This window comes from Sphingobacterium sp. UBA7625 (assembly GCF_002484085.1).
GTDB classification, from domain to species: domain Bacteria; phylum Bacteroidota; class Bacteroidia; order Sphingobacteriales; family Sphingobacteriaceae; genus Sphingobacterium; species Sphingobacterium athyrii.
The window spans coordinates 82,557-100,499 of sequence record NZ_DLJD01000058.1; the positions used below are offsets into that span (position 1 = coordinate 82,557).

Genomic DNA, 17,943 nt, shown 5'->3' on the forward strand with positions numbered 1-17,943 from the left:
ATTTGATCATGAGCATTCAATTGATACAAATGTAGTAGCACAATTGCAAAAAAAATATTCAGAAATATGACTAATGAGATTAAATTGATGATTTAATTAACACAAAATACTAAAAAAACTTATTCAACATCAATATTTACAATAAAAACAAAAGATTCACAAGAAAAACAAGGTTCTTACCACTTAAAATAACAATAAAACAAACATAAAAATAAAAATACATAGACAATAAAACAAAAACATCATAAAAAAAACACAAAACAACATAAGAAATAAAAATAAAAACCTCTAAAAACATGTTTTATATAATATTATTATTAAATTTGATATAAATAATTTAAAAATAATATGATAAAAATCATAAAAACTCTTATTGTGAATGATTTTTTAAAAATTAAAGCTATTCATTACAAATAAAAAAGAATAAAACATGTTTTTTTTATAGAAAATAAGATAAAAAACATTTTTATGAGATTTATTTCAACAAAAATTGATTCTAAAAAAAAATAAAAAACAATCAACATGAAAATTTAGATAATTATTTCAATCATCGTCCCATAAACTTATTAAATCATGAACCTACAAGATCAACCTCTTAACAAGCTCCGTATCTTTTCTTTTAAGGGGGTACAGATGCGTACCTTTCACATCACATGGATCACCTTTTTCTTTTGTTTCTTTGGCTGGTTTGGCGTTGCCCCGCTTATGCCACTGGTGCGAGAGGAACTCGGATTAACTAAAAATGAAATCGGAAATATCATTATTGCATCTGTTTCAGCAACCATTATCGCGCGATTATTTGTCGGGAAGATGTGCGATACACTGGGGCCACGAATTTCATACACCATCCTCTTAGTTGCAGGCTCCATCCCTGTTTTACTTATCGGATTAAGCAATAGTTACGAGTCATTTTTGTTATTCCGTTTTTTCATCGGTATTATCGGCGCATCTTTTGTGATCACGCAATTTCACACGTCAATGATGTTTGCGCCCAACATTATTGGCACGGCAAATGCCGTAACCGGAGGCTGGGGTAATCTTGGCGGTGGGGTCACCAACCTAGTGATGCCGCTTATTGCCGCAGCGTTCGTTGGCATGGGCTTCGTTAGTCAATCTGATTCTTGGCGGATCGCTATGGTTGTTCCGGGTGCTATCCTACTCATTATGGCATATATCTATTATAAATACACACAAGACACACCACAAGGTAATTTCAACAAACTGTCCGCAGGTCAGGCAACAAACAAAAAGAAAAATGGTTCTTTTTTGCTCGCATTAAAGGACTATCGCGTTTGGATCCTCACACTCGCCTATGCAGCTTGTTTTGGAATAGAGATCACCGTAGACAACGTCGCTGCAACATTCTTCATGGATCGTTTTGATACAGGAATTATCCTGGCTGGAGCTCTGGCCAGTATCTTCGGCGGCATGAACCTTTTCGCCCGCGCACTTGGCGGAATTGTAAGTGATAAAGTAGGGCGAAGTTACGGTATTAAAGGCAAAGGCTTGATTTTGGGCATACTGTTGCTTCTGGAAGGAATTGGCATCAGCCTGTTCGCCACTTCCAATACCTTACTTCTTGCTATAATTACGATGTTGCTCTTTGCGCTCTTCCTTAAGATGGCGAACGGCTGTACGTATGGTATCGTTCCATTCATTAACAAGGATAACATTGGCAGTGTGAGTGGAATCGTCGGTGCCGGAGGGAATATAGGAGCCATGTTAGTCGGATTTCTTTTCAAATCTGAAACGCTCAGTTATGCTGATGCCTTTCAGTACATTGGTATCGGTGTTTTTGTTATAGGTTTCACTGTCCTCTTCGTACGCTTTCATCCCCGAACTGAAACTGTTGTTCAGAATGTATCATTAGAAGTGTAAAATTAGTATCCTTTCACTATGAATAAAGAGTCGAACAGTGTGTATAAAAGTACCTGCTGCTACTGTGGTGTGGGTTGCGGGGTGAAGATTTCGGTCGAGAAAAACCAGCTGATTTCAGTGACCGGTGATACCGAACATCCTGTCAACCAAGGCAAATTATGTAGTAAAGGCATGAACTTGCAATATACAGTCAACGATCGTTCAGACAGACTCCTCTATCCGCAGATGCGCCATCACAGATCCAGTCCGCTTCAACGTGTTTCATGGGATGAGGCGTTAGATCGTGCTGAAGCCGTCTTTCGTACATTGATTGCAAAATATGGTCCTGACGCAGTGGCATTTTATGCTTCCGGACAATGCCTTACGGAGGAGTATTATATCCTCAACAAACTGGTCAAGGGATTTATTGGCACAAATAATATTGATACCAACTCTCGTCTTTGTATGAGCAGTGCTGTTGCTGCTTACAAAAAATCGCTGGGAGAAGATAGCGTGCCGATATGTTACGATGATATCGAGCTTGCTGATTGCTTTCTGGTCGCAGGAGCCAATCCCGCCTGGTGCCATCCGATCCTTTGGCGACGTATTGAGGCGCACAAAGCTAAAAATCCAGAAACCAAAATTATCGTTGTAGACCCTCGTATTACGGATACCTGTGCATTGGCTGATCTGCATTTACAGATTAATCCGGGAACGGACATTGTGCTCAATTATGCGCTAGGAAGATTGCTTATAGAACAGGGAGATATAGACCTTGATTTTATAAACGATCATACCGAAGGGTATGAAGCGTACAAAGAGCGGGTGTTCGAACGCTCTTTATTGGAATCTGCTATAATATGCGGTGTCCCAGCGGAGGACATTGAACGTGCAGCCAGCTATATTGGCGAATCTAAAGGCTTTTTGAGTTTGTGGACAATGGGCCTGAATCAGAGTGTGGTAGGCGTTAACAAAAACCTGAGCCTAATTGACCTCAACCTGATCACAGGGAAAATCGGAAAACCAGGAAGCGGTCCTTTTTCACTAACCGGGCAGCCCAATGCCATGGGTGGCAGAGAAGTTGGCGGACTGGCCAATCTCCTGCCCGCTCACCGTGATATGGATAATAAAAAACATCGCGATGAACTTCAACAGTTCTGGTCGGGAACTATTGTGAGCGGCAAACCGGGGCTAACAGCTACTGAAATGTTCGAAGCATTAGCCGATGGACGATTGAAAGCAATTTGGATTCTTTGCACCAATCCCCTCACCAGCCTTCCCAACGCACGGCTTGTGGAAAAAGCATTGCAAATGGCTAAATTCGTCATCGTTCAGGAGATATCCAATAAGCCCCAGACCCTGGACTTTGCGGATATTATTCTTCCCGCTGCTGGATGGGCTGAAAAAGAAGGCACAATGACGAATTCAGAACGCAGGATCAGTCACCTGCACAAGGCTATCCCTCCCCCGGGCGAAGCTCTTCCGGATGCAGAAATCTTTTCACGATTTGCACAGAAAATGGGTTTTAAAGGATTTTCATATCCTACACCTGAGGATATCTATAAAGAACATGCCCAGTTAACCTCCGGGACAAGTATTGACATTTCTGGCTTAGATTATACACTTATTGACAGCCTGAAAACCGTACAATGGCCTTTTGATTTGAAAAAGAAACAAGGAACAACACGTCTTTTTCAGGATAAAAAATTCCTTACACCGAGCGGTCGTGCACAATTACATAGCCCTCCTGATCAGCATCACAGCGAACTGCCTGATCAAAATTTTCCATTTATCTTGACAACAGGACGGGTCCGTGACCAATGGCATACAATGTCGAAAACAGGTAAGGTAAGTAAGCTTAATCAGCATATTCAGGCTGCATTTTTGGAAATTCACCCAAACGATGCAGCAACGCTGAACCTGGCTGATGGACAATTGGCAAATGTTTATTCCATACGAGGAGAAGTTCGTGTCAGGACACGGGTTAGTAAGACGATTAAGCCCGGAGTGGTTTTTCTGCCCATGCATTGGGGCAAGCTATTGGGATCTGATCTTCATAGAGCCAATAACCTGACCAACGATTTAGTGGATCCTATTTCCAAGGAGCCCGACTTTAAATTTTGTGCTGTACGTGTTGAAGCACATGTGAAGAAGAAAGAACGTATTGTTATTATTGGTGCTGGTGCTGGAGCACATGGCTTTGTTCGCTCCTTTCGGGAGTTAAACAAGACCGATGAAATTGTCATTTTTAGCAATGAAGATCTGCCCTTCTACAATCGTGTTATGTTGCCACATTATGTGAGCGGAGAGCTTCAATGGGAGCAATTGGTCAAGATGAAAGATGCCGAGGAGCCCTTACTGGATATACAACATATACGTGGTGTGCAGGTTAACACGATTGACCGAGACAATAAGTGCGTCTGGGATTCCCGGGGAATCAAGACACAGTATGATGTCTTGATTCTTGCGACAGGCAGCCGTCCCAGTCTACCAAAGCATGTACCGCAATTGCCCGGTATTTTTACAATGCGCCGTCGTACAGATGCTGATCTTTTGAAACGGTACCTTCCCGAACAGGCGCATGTCGTTATTGTGGGAGGAGGTCTATTGGGGCTTGAAATGGCAGCTTCACTCCGCGAGAATGGAACGAAAATCACCATTGTGCAACGCGTTTCGCGTTTTCTGAACCGGCAGCTTGATTCTCTGGGAAGCCAATTGCTTCATGAACAAATGGTAGATCTCGGTTGTGATATATTCTACAATGATGAAGTTCAGCTATACTGTGGCCGCAATAAGCTGACAAAGATCGAATTAAAAAGCGGGCGACAGATAAAATGCGATGCTGTTATCCTGGCAATTGGCACTACCCCCAATATTGAGTTGGCTAAAGAGGCTAATCTCATATGCCAGCGCGGCGTGGTTGTGGATCATCATATGCAAACCAGCGACCCCACAATCTATGCTATTGGTGAGATTGCCGAATTTGAGGGAACACTCTATGGTATTACTGCAGCGGCCGAAGAACAGGCAGCTATTGTAGCGCATTACCATCAAGGTGATATCAGTAGTCATTACAAGGGAAGCCTATTTATGAATATTATCAAAATACAAGGTTTTGACCTCTGTAGCATTGGTTTGACGGAAGCACCAAATGAAGACTATGAAGAGATTATCTTTATCGACAAGGCTAAACGTTATTATAAAAAATGTATTATCTATCAGGATAGACTTGTCGGTGCCATTTTAATTGGAGACAAAAATGAATTTCTCGAATTTAAAAACCTGATAGCAAACAAGATTGAATTAAGCGAGAAACGTCTACAGTTGCTACGAAGTGGTGCCGCAAAAGAAGATGTCATTGGCCGTTTGGTATGTTCATGCAGTCAGGTTGGAGAAGGAAACCTACAGCGACGTATGAGCGATGGATGTATCGATCTCCAGGAGTTATGTACATTAACTGGAGCCGGGACGGGTTGTGGATCTTGTAAACCCGAGGTTAAGCGCATTCTGGAAAACTATAGAATAGAAAAGGATCAGGAGGTAAAATCCTATGCAAAGTAAAACAATGAAAAACGAACAGTTCGTTAAGATTAACCTCTCGGGTGGTGCAATCTCCCCAGGAGAACTTACCAACCTATTGATCCCTCTGGAAGAAGCGGGTATAACGGAGGTTAAATTCGGTAGTAGGCAGCAAATGTATTTTAGGATAAATGATGTACAACTTGAAGAATTGGAGTACACATTGCTCAATCAGGAGTTTGCTTATGAAATTTGTCAGGAGGTATATCCAAATATTGTGAGTTCTTACGTCTCAGACGGGCTTTTCAATCAGAGTTCATGGATACGTGAAGGGGTATATAAGGATGTGCTGGATAGTTTTGATTTCAACCCGAGGTTAAAAGTGAATATTGTGGATTCTACTCAATCTCTTGTACCCTACTATACTGGAAATCTAAATTTCATCACTTCCGAACTTAGTAATTATTGGCATCTGCAGCTTCGATTTCCAAAAAGCACATTATTTCATTCCTGGTCAACTTTAGTAAATACTGACGATATTGCTGGACTCAGTCAGTTTTTGGAACCGATGATGATTGAAACAATGATTACAACAGCAAATGAAGGACAACAACTTGGTCAAAAATTGGAGGGATTAGCTGCTGCCTCAGGAAGATTTCTTTTTCAGCCCATTGGGCAACCCTTTCCGGAAACCGCATTCAAACTCCCTTATTATGAAGGATTTAATTCTTATCAAGATAGGCTTTGGCTAGGGGTATATCGGCGCTCTGAAACTTTCCCAATCACTTTTCTACGCGATATATGCACCCTCTGTATGCAACACAGGATTGGCCAACTCTATACTACACCATGGAAGTCGATCATTATCAAAGATATTCAAATCAGTACAAGACCATCCTGGGATGTTGTATTGGATCGACATCGGATTAACTTGCGTCACGCCCTCAATGAGCTCAATTGGATGACGGAAGATTTTGATCCCACAGCATTAGCCCTTAAGCAGGAATTGGTGCACCATCTGAACTGGTTGGACATTCGTACCTACAAACTGTGTTTTGGAATTAAAATGCATCCCAAGAGCGGGATTTGGGGCTCTGTAATTTTGCGTTTCATTGACTCCAGCGATAATAAATCCTGGTTCCAAGTTGAACATACGCACGATTTTAACCCCAATTCAAGAGACTTTGTCACTTACCGTAAACGTGTGGAGCGCGGAGAGCTCATGGGTGTAATTTTGGCGCTGTGTGAAGATTTCTACCAGCTTCAAAGTCGAGAAGCAGTTCGTGAATTTTCTAATATCCCTATTCCGGCTACCACGGAAAAATCTGATCTAATCAGTATTACCTATCAATGCCCAGCCTGTCAGACAATCTACGACCCCATTTGGGGGGACAGTACACAGGATATCGCCGCAGGGACCTCATTTGAAGATCTGCCTGCGACATATTGCTGTAGTATTTGTGAAAACGAAAAGTTAACTTTCAGCAAATTGATAAAATAGTACTGATTAGACTTTCCGTTTTGATATATTTTCTTCTAGATATTGTTTGAGAAAAGGTTGCCGATTCTCTGTGGAAACATCGCGTGTAAATGGTCATCCTCGTCCAGTAAAGGCACATTGTCTTCCTGACGAACGTTTACACATCGCCGATCAATCGATACACCGTAAACTTTAGAAGATGATGCTACGGATTTCACGCCATCAAGTTTAACAAAATCATTAAGCGCCTCGTTGATGGAAGCGTTTCAAATTTGCGGTGAAAATATGTAACTTCAATAAGATTGATCCATTAAAAACAGTAATGATAGTTCCTAATGATAATAGAGCATGTCCTTTAAATGGCCTGGTGCTTATCGGCGGCAGAAGTCGACGTATGGGGAGTCCAAAAGAAAAGATCAATTGGCACGGTAAAGAACAAGTGTATTATTTAGCTGATTTATTACAGAATTATTGTAAAGACGTATACATTTCTTGTCGTCCAGAACAGTTAGATGAAATAGACTACGGTAAAAAGACGGCGTCAAACTACGCATGGCTTTCTGATCGTTATAAAGATATAGGTCCTATGGGCGGTATTTTGACCGCTCTTGAATTTCAGTCAGAGCAAGCATGGCTTGTCGTCGCTTGTGATTTACCCCTATTGGGGCCAGAAGCAGTCGATTACTTAGTCCAAAAACGTGATCCTCGAAGGATTGCCACTGCATTTACAAGCTCAAAGGACAATTTGCCCGAGCCATTGTTTGCAATTTGGGAACCCGATAGTTTGCCCATAATCCAGCAAATGTTTGCGCAAAATAGATTATCTCCACGCCGGGTTCTGATAGAACATCATGCATTGTGCGTTCAAGTGCCCGATCTGCAAATACTTACCAACGTAAATACACCTGCTGAAGCCAAAATTGCAGCGGCAATGATAACCAACAAAGGTCAAAGCCGCTGAAGTGCATCACAGTGAAGCATTTTGTCTACCTTTTTGTATACCTCAGGATTGTGTTTTTTTAATTTTGATCTTCACATATTTAGACGCCGGCATATTGCTTTCTTTTACTACATTGTTGATCGAAACAAATCCATTCGTCTCCGGAAAATATGTCAATGTATTTTCGATATGCTCAGCATTTGAGATTTGGATTCGGAAAGTTGTCACTCTGATCCTCCATGGTATTGTCGAGGCAAGCAAAATCCTTTTCGACGAGTATTTTAACTGGTCCTGACTGACCTTCGAAACCTATTCTTTCTGTGTCCACCAATTCCTTTATCATATTGGTAGGTAATCCGATCACAATTTCATTTTCAACAAAAGAGGCAATGATTTGTGCAGTATCCGTTTGCACAATACGATATACAAAGGGCTGGTTGATAAATTCAGTTCGACAGTCAACCTCCCCAACATTGCCCAGTTTATTGATTTCAGACATGGTCAATCGTAGTCTAACGGAATTATCTTTAATCCTTATTTTCATTTTTATATTTTTTGTTCAAATTCTTTTTTAACTACTTAGATCAATTGGCAAGGTGTAGATCCGCTTCCCTGTTGCAGCATAAATCGCATTACAGAGTGCAGGTGTAAATGGCGGTACTGGAGGCTCTCCTACTCCGGTCGGTTTTGCGTCGCTATCGATAATATCCACATGGATCTGTTTCGGGGAATCAGGCATTCGAATGATCTGATAACCGTCAAAATTACCCTGCTCTACCTGACCATCTTTTACCGTGATCGTGCTTTTGAGTGCCAGACTTGCCGAAAATTGTGCACCACCTTCAAATTGAGATTTGATACGGTCCACATTGACAGCCAGCCCACAGTCGACCACATAGTAAACATTGGGAATACTGATTTTCTTGTTCTGATCCACATTTACCTCCACCACGCAGGCAACGTAAGTTAAGAAGCTTTTATGTGCAGCAAAGCCCAGTGCACTCCCTGCTGGCATGGATTTCCCCCACCCGGAAAGCTTGGCTACCCGCTCGATCACCTTTTTCATGCGTGCTGTATCCCAAGGGTAATCTTCGATCTTCTCTCCATAATTGGGATAGCTTGTCTTGATCAGTTCCTGCTCAAAGGTAATGTGGCGGTCTTCACCGAGTAGCTCCAGGGCATTCGAAACAGCATCAATACCTCTTGCTTCAGCAATTTCGTCGAGCATTGTCGCAGCGGCAAAAACCTGTGGAATATTGCGCACAGACCTCAACCAGCCAATCCGCAGATGGGCTTTCGCATCATGCGTAGCAATATTGATCGCTGGAACATTGTAAGGGAAATCCGAGGCTCCCAACATTAATTCGCCATCACTGGGTTGTACCACCGATAAATCCTCTGTTGCAGAGATAGATGGATTGGCAATATGATGGGCCCAGCCGCTCAATTTATTTTGATTGTCGATAGTAGCGACAATACGCTGTACGCTCATGGCATGGTAGTAGTCATGACGGATATCATCCTCACGCGTCCACTGCACCTTGATCGGTAGACCAGATTCTTTGGCTAATATTGCTGCCTCCAAGATAAAATCAGGCTTTGACTTTCTACCAAAACCGCCGCCCAAGAGGGTTACGTTCATTTTCACCTTGTCCACTGCAATCCCCAGTTCGGTGGCTACCGCATCCCGTGCTCCCTGCGGATTTTGTGTACAGGCCCACACTTCGCAACTTCCGTTTTTCACGACAGCCAAAGCACAAGGCGGTTCAATGGTGGCATGCGCCAGGTAAGGTGCGATGTAAGTGTGTTCAATAATTTTTTTTGCATTCGCTTTTGCGGCATTGAAATCGCCACGCTTACGTCGGAGCGTTCCCTCCTGTGCCACCACCTGCTTAAGTTCTTCGATTTGCCTGGCTGAATCGTAGCCGGCATTGGGTCCCATTTCCCATTCTACCTCCAGCAAGTCGCGGGCTTTTATGGCGGCCCAGGTATTTTCAGCGATGATAGCTACCCCACTCAATGGCTTGGATAAGGTGGCTGGCAGTCCGGCACCTTTGATCGTAATCACCTTGAGAACGCCAGGGACAGCCAGGGCTTTACTGTCGTTTACGGCTTTTACTTTTCCTCCCACCACCGGGCAACGCTTAATGACCGCAATTTTCATCCCTTCGACAACAGCATCAATTCCAAACACAGCTTTCCCAGTTACAATATTGTGTAGATCAATGATCGGTGTTTCTTTGCCGATCATATTGAATTGCTGTCTGTCTTTTAGTTTAACTTCGCTAGCTTTCGGAATAGGAAGGGTTTTTGCAGTTTCCACCAGGTCTCCAAAATCTTTTTTCTTGCCGGATTCCCGTTGGATGACCTGTCCATTTTTGGTGTCCAATTGGTCTACACCAACGTTCCATTCTTTGGCTGCAGCACGAATAAGGAGTAATCGCGCTATAGCACCGGCTTCCCGCATAGGTTTATAGAACATCCGTACTGAAAAGGAACCGTCCGTGTTTTGGTTACCATATTTTTTTTCATCACCTTCAGCCTGGATGATTTCCACCTTAGTCCAGTCGGCCCCCAATTCATCGGCAACAATTAGAGGAAGAGAGGTGCGGATACCTTGCCCCATCTCTGAACGATGTGCGACAATGGTGACTTTACCATCTGAACCAATCGTTAAATACACATTTGGAGCCACAGTGGCCACTTTTTTACCTTTGTCATCACAGCTAAAGAAGCTTACACCAAGAACCAAGCCACCAGTAAGCAAGCCGCTAGCTTTTAAAAAGTCGCGTCTAGAAACAGTAAAAATCTCCGAATTGACCTTGTCGGTTTTTCTTTTTTGAAAAGGAGCTAATATTTTCATCTTGTTTATATTTTTGATCAATACCTAACCGTTTGTAACTGGTGTACCGGCTGCTTCTAAAATGGCTGCTTTGATTCTATTATATGTGCCACAGCGACAGAGATTGCCCTGCATAGCTTGCTCGATCTCCGCTACCGAAGGTTTCGCATTTTTCTTCAAAAGAGCAGCTGCATTCATGATCTGTCCGGTCTGGCAATAGCCGCACTGAGGTACGACATATTTTTCCCATGCCTCCTGAACAGGGTGATCACCCTCCTCCGAGAGCCCTTCGATTGTTGTAATTTTGCCCTCGCCGATCGCAGAGACCGGAAATGAACAGGATCGGATTGCAGTATCGTTGAGATGTACAGTACAGGCACCACATAGCGCTTTCCCACAACCAAACTTGGTCCCTTTAAGACCAATGATATCACGGAGTACCCAAAGCAAGGGCATATCCTCAAGCACATCAATTTCGTGCTTTTTGCCATTTACTAAAATTGAATATTTTGCCATAATCGTTATTTTTTCTTGTTTATGTAAGCGATATTTATCGGTCCATATGGGATGAGCTCTCTCACTTATACACTAGCATTCAGTTATACAAAATCGTTAATTAAATTAATCAAATAATTATACATTTCACGGATGTTTTTACCATTATTACAGTTTTGGTGTTTTTTAACGCGTAATTCACTAAATTTGATAAACGGCATTGTATCATATCGCTGTTGATTTAATCATTATATCCGAGTTTCAATGCCTTGCCCGTATTTGCATGAAAGAGATTAAAGACATTGTTTTAGCTGCAGGTGTAGCTGCTTCCGAAAATATCAGGATGGTGCTTGCCACTGTGGTTAAGGTTGAAGGTTCCTCCTATCGAAGACCCGGGGCCCGCATGCTGGTAACAGAAGACGGGCAAATGACGGGAGCCATCAGCGGCGGATGTCTGGAAGGAGATGCCCTAAAAAAGGCTCTCTTAACTATCCATCAACAGAAAAATCGACTGGTGAGTTATGATACGAATACTGAGGAAGGTTCGTCAATCGGATTACAACTTGGATGCAACGGAATAGTTCATATTCTTTTCGAATATGTAGACCTTCAACGAACGGATCATCCAATCGCGTTACTGCAGCACTTGCTCCAACAGCGTGAAGAAAGCTTGTTGATTACATTCTTTTCTACGGACAAACAGGGAGAACAAAAAGGAACCCGTTTACTTATTAAAGATTTGACGGAGCAGGTTTTTGCCGTAGATTCTCACTATTCGGCACTGCATGCACATATTCAATTCGCAAAAAAAGAACGGAAATCGGTCCTCACTTCCTTTCAGGAGAAAGGGGAAAGCAGCGAAGTGCTCATTGAATACCTCGTTCCTACCGTGCACTTGGTTATTGCCGGTGCTGGTAATGATGCACAACCTCTCGTGGAGATGGCGCATGTGCTCGGCTGGGAAATTACGGTGATCGATGGACGTGCCAGCCATGTCAATGCCTCGCGCTTCCCAAAAGCCGCCCAGCTTCTTGTATCTCCGGCACATGAGATCGCGACTAATCTAAGCATAGACCCATGGACTGTTTTTGTGTTAATGACACATAACTATGCTTACGATCTCACACTCCTTAAAGATTTGATGCACACGTCGACACGTTACATTGGCTCATTGGGCCCGAAGATCAAATTACTACGTATGTTCGACGATATGCAAGAGGCCGGTATAACCATTACTGAAAGTCAACGAAGCATTATCTACGGCCCAGTAGGACTCGATATCGGTGCTGAAACTTCCGAAGAGATCGCCATAGCAATCGTTGCAGAGATTAAAGCTGTGCTGAACAGTAGGCCAGCAACTTCATTAAAGTTCCTCAAAACGAAAATACATACTGAATACCCTACAATAATTTAGAGATCATGCTAACGGATACATTTGGACGGATACACAACTACCTGAGAATATCGCTTACCGATAATTGCAACCTCCGTTGTTTCTATTGCATGCCGGAGGAAGAGTACAGCTTTACACCGAATGACAAATTGATGCAGGTGGATGAAATTGAGCAATTAGCTCGATTGTTTGTCGATCAAGGAATCAGCAAAATACGCTTAACAGGGGGGGAACCATTGGTCCGCAAGGATGCAGCCAATATTATAGCCTGTCTGTCCAAACTTCCGGTTGAACTCCATATGACCACCAACGGAATCCGTATCAACGACATGTTGTCTCAGATTGTAGACGCAAAATTCAAAAGCATCAATATCAGTCTGGACACCTTGCAACCCGGAAGATTTTTTCAGATCACCCGAAGAGATTATTTTGACCGTGTGCGTGCCAATATAGACCTTTTGCTTGAACATGGAATCCATACCAAGATCAATATGGTGGTCATGAAAGGCGTTAATGACGATGAGATTTTAGATTTTGTTGCATGGACAGCGATGAAGCCAATAGAAATCCGTTTTATCGAGTTTATGCCATTCAGTGGTAACAAATGGACCAGCAACCAAGTATATACACAGGCCGACATTTTAGCGACTATCAAGCGGAGCTATCCCATAGAACCGATCACTGCAGGTCCACACGATACCGCTAAAGCATTTTCGATTGTAGGACATACTGGGCGTATTGCTATTATAAGTACAATGACCGCCCCTTTTTGTGCAGGATGTAACCGGATACGGCTTACAGCGGACGGGAAACTTAAAAATTGCCTATTTTCTTCAAGTGAAACCGATCTATTGAAAGCATTACGGACCGGCGAAGAAGTGCTTCCATTGATCCGAGCTACGATTAGCGCCAAAGCAAAAGAATTGGGGGGACAATTAACAACAGATTTTGAACATATTGACACCGATTTTCTCAAGAATCGAAGTATGATAACCATTGGCGGATGACAAAGCAAACAGGTATAGTGATATTGGCGGCCGGAAATTCTTCGCGGCTCGGCCTACCTAAGCAACTGCTCGAATTTGAGGGTGAGACTTTATTGAAACGTATCAGCAGGGAGGCTCTTGCAATACCCGATGTTAAGGTGTCTGTCGTGATAGGTGCTTATCCTGACCCAATCAATACGGCATTGAAGGAAAGTAATGTCTCTGTGGCAATCAATCCGCATTGGACAACAGGGATGTCTACCTCTATTGTTGTGGGCTTAAGCGATCTGCTAAAACATCATCCCAATCTAGACCGTTGTATAATCAGTCTATGTGATCAACCTTTTGTTGACCGCCATGTCTTTCAGCAACTTATTCAATTGGCAAATAGTACTGATAAAGGTATTGTAGCAACCGGTTTTTCCGGAATATGGGGAGCCCCGGTACTTTTTGACAAAAAATACTTTGAACATCTGATGCGCCTGGAGGGACAACAGGGGGCTAAAAAAGTCGCCGAACAATTTTCCGACGATCGGGCCATATTCTCTTATGAGCCCGCAAAGTATGATATCGATACGCAAGAAGATTATTTCAATCTACCTCATCAGTTTATCAGTGTTCAGCAGGCCAAAGATATTATCCATCATCATCTGCCTAATCCAAAACAAATACGGCTTCCCTTAGCGGAAGCGTTGGGCTACACGCTGGCCCAAACCGTTGTTGCCGAGCAGTCAATCCCTGCTTTTCCGCAGTCATCGATGGATGGTTACGCTATTCGATATAGCGACAAAGATCGTGGACTTCCTGTCGTAGACAAAATTCCCGCAGGTACCACGGTTGAAAAAATATTGAAAGAGGGACAGGCGATGCGCATTTATACTGGAGCTCCGTTGCCTCGAGGAGCAGATACGGTAGTGATGCAGGAAAAAGTAGTTTTGAGTGACGCAAATACAATCCGGATTAGCGATGAAACCCTCCAGTTGGGGGACAATGTACGCCCTACAGGGTCAGAAGTTCTGGCAGACAGTATCGCCATGCTCACAGGAACAGCATTGACCCCGGCGGCTATTGGCTATCTCGCAGGCATCGGATGCAGGGATGTTCTTGTTACTGCGCCACCGCGGATACAACTTATTTTAACCGGAGATGAACTGAAACCTATTGGTACAATACTTGGATATGGGGAAGTTTACGAATCTAACTCCTATCAGCTAAAAGCCGCACTGCAGCAGCTAGGCATACTGCATGTCGAAAGTCGGCATGTACCGGATGACAGAAGCCAACTTCGGGCAGCTTTGGAGAATGCATTGGATGAAGCTGATATTGTTCTTTTAGTTGGCGGTGTCAGCGTAGGTGACTACGATTACGTGGTGGATGTGGCTAAGGACTGCGGTATTAAACAGCGTTTTCATCGTATCCGACAAAAACCGGGAAAACCCCTCTTTTTTGGCACACAAAATGAAAAGCTGGTGTTTGGGCTACCCGGCAATCCGTCCTCTGCCCTAACCTGTTTTTACCTCTACGTCGCTCCTGCATTAGAGCGTATCATGCAACTTCTGGAGCGAACACGTTCCATCAAAACCCATACAACACATGCTTATAGTAAAAAGCCAGGTTTAACTCATTTCCTTAAGGCACGATACGACGGACTTACTGTTGAACCTTTACACGCGCAAGAGTCTTATCGCCTCCAATCCTACGCACAGGCCAATTGCCTGCTGATTCTCGAGGAGGAGAGCAATGGTTGTGCTGCTGGAGACGAAGTTTTTATCCATCTTTTAACGTAATCGCGCCATGCAATTTGAGCTTTTTTATTTTTTCCTTTTTATTCTGGCTTTTCTTTACGCATCAGTAGGGCACGGTGGTGCAAGTGGCTATTTAGCATTGATGGCAATCTATGGGATCGCACCGCAGGAGATGAAACCTACAGCACTGGTACTTAACCTCTTTGTTTCTTTAACATCCTTTATACAATATTACAGGGGTCATTATTTCAAACGAAATTTGTTTTTGATGGTAGCCATCACCTCTGTTCCCATGGCATTTATAGGCGGTATGATTACCTTGGAAGATCATTTGTACAAGAGGTTGCTGGGGCTACTGCTACTCTTTCCGATTTTTCGTTTTTTCTTTTTCAGAAGTCCAGCCGAAGATGAGCTCAAACCGTACAACAGTTATGGTGCACTGGCAATTGGTGGCATTGTAGGACTACTTTCAGGCATGATTGGTATTGGCGGTGGAATTATCCTCTCCCCTTTTCTGATCCTGCTTAAATGGACAGATCAAAAACAAACTGCAGCTATCAGTGCTGCATTTATTTTCGTAAATTCATTGTCGGGACTTGGGGGTATGCTGACAAAAGGTGTATCGTTCAATGCCCATATGTGGGGGTATATTGCAGTTGCATTCCTTGGTAGCCTGTTAGGAGCCTATCTCGGATCGAAAAAACTAAAACAGGATGCTTTAAAATACGTACTTGCCACAGTACTGTTTGTTGCAGCCTATAAATTGCTATTTACCTCGGCTTAATAAATTTAAAAAACAATATGACTCTATTTCTCCGAATTGGATAAAATAAGCATAGATAACACGTCTTTCGATTGTGGGATGGGGCAAAGCTGAATGAAAGAGGTGAAAATTTAAAAAAAATGAATTAAAATATGAAAGTTCAAGTAAAGACCTTTGGCTCCTTGACAGATATATTGGCAAAGGAGTTTTATATAACAGCCAACGATACGACAGAGTTATTGGCAACATTAACGCACGACCATGCTGAATTAGCACAGCGTAGCCTATTGATAGCCGTGAACAATACCATTGTTAAGACACCAGTGACATTTCAAGAAAATGATATCGTTGCCTTAATGCCACCCTATTCAGGAGGATAAGCGATGCGAAATGAACGGTATTCGAGGCATTATATCCTCCCGGGTTTTGGTGAATTAGGCCAACAAAAGCTGCAAGCTGCCCGCGTACTCGTCGTTGGTGCCGGAGGACTAGGTTGCCCTGTACTCCAATATCTGGCAGCGGCAGGGGTTGGAACACTTGGTATCATAGACCATGATCATGTCGGATTGAGCAACCTGCACCGCCAGGTTCTGTATGATACCAACGACATCGGTCGAGCTAAAGCTGAGGTAGCGGCTAATAAGCTCAGGCAGCAGAATCCTGAAATTGAGATCCGCTATTGGGTAGAACAATTGTATTCAAATAATGTCGCCGACTTGATCCGTTCGTACGACCTGATCATGGATTGTACAGATAATTTTGCTGCGCGATATCTACTTTGCGATGCTTGCCGCTTATTAGATAAACCATTGATTTTTGCTGCAATCTACCAATATGAGGGACAAGTAGCTGTATTCAATGTGGCCGATAAAGAAGGAATCAAGACAAACTATCGGCATTTGTTTCCTACAGCTCCAACACCCTTGGAAGCTCCCGATTGTAATGTAGCAGGGGTATTGGGTGTATTGCCCGGTATGATCGGAATATTACAAGCAACCGAAGCCATCAAGTTGTTAACCGGTATTGGTATCGCTTTGATTAATAAATTAATGACGGTCAATATGCTTGATAATAGCAGCTTTATCTTTGAAATACCCTTAACGGCATCCGCAGAAACTGTTTACCCACAAACTTTAGCTGAGTTGAGTACGTTTAATTATGAACAATACTGTGCATCGGAGAGCCAACTAATACAGGCGATAGATGTAAAAGAGTTCGTTGAAATGTGGTCTGCAGAAGATGTTGTCCTTGTCGATGTGCGCGATCCAAATGAACTTCCGCGCCTGTCACATCCACATCTATCCATTCCGCTTTCTACATTATCAGCACAAATCAAAAAAATAGATAGTACACGTGTTATTTTTATCTGTCAGAGCGGAAAACGAAGCCTGATAGCTGCCCGGTATTTTTATGAGCAGGCGGATGCCGGACAACAAATATTCCATTTGGACGGCGGCATGATTGCCTTAGAAAACTATATAAATGACTAAACAAAAAAACGACATATTTTTTCAAGGACCCATTCCGGCCACTTTGGTTGCTGAAGCTATCTCACAGCATCACAATAAACCTAAAATAGGTGCACATAGTATCTTTCTTGGACAGATTAGAGCAGATCAGATCGATGGAAAGGCTGTAAAATCCATCGATTATACGACAAATCGAGAACTGGCCCTGCTTAAAATGGCAGAGATTCGCGAAGCGGTATTTGATAAGTATCCATTAGCCTGTATGCATGTTTATCATAGTGAAGGTGAAGTACGGGTTGGCGAAATTTGTTTCTTTGTATTCACATCTTCAGCACATAGACGCGTAGCGATGGATGCTTGTGACGAACTTGTTGAACGTATAAAAAAGGAAATGCCCATCTGGGGGAAAGAACTATTTGAAGACGATACGCATCAATGGAAAATTAATAAATAA

Annotated in this window: 14 protein-coding genes; 11 read left to right on the forward strand and 3 right to left on the reverse strand. The window is 42.9% G+C overall.

Translation table 11 applies throughout. The features are described 5' to 3' along the window. Nucleotides 1–573: 573 nt before the first annotated feature. From B4G94_RS24220 to B4G94_RS24235, 4 genes are all read left to right on the forward strand, one after another. On the forward strand, nucleotides 574–1,878 hold the full coding sequence (locus B4G94_RS24220; RefSeq protein ID WP_108632680.1) for an MFS transporter: 1,305 nt from the start codon (nucleotides 574–576) through the stop codon (nucleotides 1,876–1,878). Between the two features lie 18 nt (nucleotides 1,879–1,896). After that, nucleotides 1,897–5,418 carry a nitrate reductase gene (locus tag B4G94_RS24225; protein ID WP_286862587.1) on the forward strand — a complete coding sequence of 1,174 codons (3,522 nt, stop codon included), beginning with the start codon at nucleotides 1,897–1,899 and terminating at the stop codon, nucleotides 5,416–5,418. A gap of 4 nt (nucleotides 5,419–5,422) precedes the next feature. Then, nucleotides 5,423–6,877 (forward strand): rubredoxin, encoded by a 1,455-nt coding sequence (locus B4G94_RS24230; protein WP_286862590.1) that lies wholly within the window; start codon nucleotides 5,423–5,425, stop codon nucleotides 6,875–6,877. A 256-nt stretch (nucleotides 6,878–7,133) separates the two neighbouring features. Next, complete coding sequence (locus B4G94_RS24235; RefSeq protein WP_286862592.1) at nucleotides 7,134–7,817, forward strand: NTP transferase domain-containing protein; 684 nt, start codon at nucleotides 7,134–7,136, stop codon at nucleotides 7,815–7,817. A 172-nt stretch (nucleotides 7,818–7,989) separates the two neighbouring features. Here B4G94_RS24235 and B4G94_RS24240 read toward each other — a convergent pair whose 3' ends face one another. From B4G94_RS24240 to B4G94_RS24250, 3 genes are read right to left on the reverse strand one after another with little or no spacing between them, the layout of a single operon-like run. After that, nucleotides 7,990–8,340 (reverse strand): DUF7009 family protein, encoded by a 351-nt coding sequence (locus B4G94_RS24240; protein WP_108632684.1) that lies wholly within the window; start codon nucleotides 8,338–8,340, stop codon nucleotides 7,990–7,992. Nucleotides 8,341–8,367: 27 nt separating this feature from the next. Further along, complete coding sequence (locus B4G94_RS24245) at nucleotides 8,368–10,659, reverse strand: xanthine dehydrogenase family protein molybdopterin-binding subunit (RefSeq protein WP_108632685.1); 2,292 nt, start codon at nucleotides 10,657–10,659, stop codon at nucleotides 8,368–8,370. Nucleotides 10,660–10,683: 24 nt separating this feature from the next. Next, a complete protein-coding gene (locus B4G94_RS24250; protein ID WP_108632686.1) occupies nucleotides 10,684–11,154 on the reverse strand; it encodes a (2Fe-2S)-binding protein in 471 nt (156 codons plus the stop codon). Nucleotides 11,155–11,416: 262 nt separating this feature from the next. On the opposite strand from B4G94_RS24250, the gene B4G94_RS24255 reads away from it, so the two are divergent. The 7 genes from B4G94_RS24255 (at nucleotide 11,417) to B4G94_RS24285 (ending at nucleotide 17,943) form a co-directional block, all read left to right on the forward strand. Continuing rightward, the gene (locus B4G94_RS24255; protein WP_286862594.1) at nucleotides 11,417–12,547 is read left to right on the forward strand and encodes an XdhC family protein; all 1,131 of its coding nucleotides are present in this window, start codon (nucleotides 11,417–11,419) and stop codon (nucleotides 12,545–12,547) included. Between the two features lie 5 nt (nucleotides 12,548–12,552). After that, nucleotides 12,553–13,533, forward strand: coding sequence for a GTP 3',8-cyclase MoaA (gene moaA, locus B4G94_RS24260; protein WP_286862597.1), 981 nt, complete (start codon nucleotides 12,553–12,555; stop codon nucleotides 13,531–13,533). Further along, nucleotides 13,530–15,299 carry a gephyrin-like molybdotransferase Glp gene (gene glp, locus B4G94_RS24265; protein WP_286862599.1) on the forward strand — a complete coding sequence of 590 codons (1,770 nt, stop codon included), beginning with the start codon at nucleotides 13,530–13,532 and terminating at the stop codon, nucleotides 15,297–15,299. The genes moaA and glp overlap by 4 nt, the downstream gene beginning before the upstream one ends. A 7-nt stretch (nucleotides 15,300–15,306) precedes the next feature. Next, nucleotides 15,307–16,041, forward strand: a complete 735-nt coding sequence (locus B4G94_RS24270; protein ID WP_286862601.1) for a sulfite exporter TauE/SafE family protein — start codon at nucleotides 15,307–15,309, stop codon at nucleotides 16,039–16,041. Nucleotides 16,042–16,172: 131 nt separating this feature from the next. Continuing rightward, nucleotides 16,173–16,400: a MoaD/ThiS family protein gene (locus tag B4G94_RS24275; RefSeq protein WP_286862602.1), complete on the forward strand. Its 228-nt coding sequence runs from the start codon at nucleotides 16,173–16,175 to the stop codon at nucleotides 16,398–16,400. Between the two features lie 3 nt (nucleotides 16,401–16,403). Further along, nucleotides 16,404–17,510 carry a HesA/MoeB/ThiF family protein gene (locus tag B4G94_RS24280; protein ID WP_286862604.1) on the forward strand — a complete coding sequence of 369 codons (1,107 nt, stop codon included), beginning with the start codon at nucleotides 16,404–16,406 and terminating at the stop codon, nucleotides 17,508–17,510. Beyond that, nucleotides 17,503–17,943: a molybdenum cofactor biosynthesis protein MoaE gene (locus B4G94_RS24285; protein ID WP_286862606.1), complete on the forward strand. Its 441-nt coding sequence runs from the start codon at nucleotides 17,503–17,505 to the stop codon at nucleotides 17,941–17,943. The genes B4G94_RS24280 and B4G94_RS24285 overlap by 8 nt, the downstream gene beginning before the upstream one ends.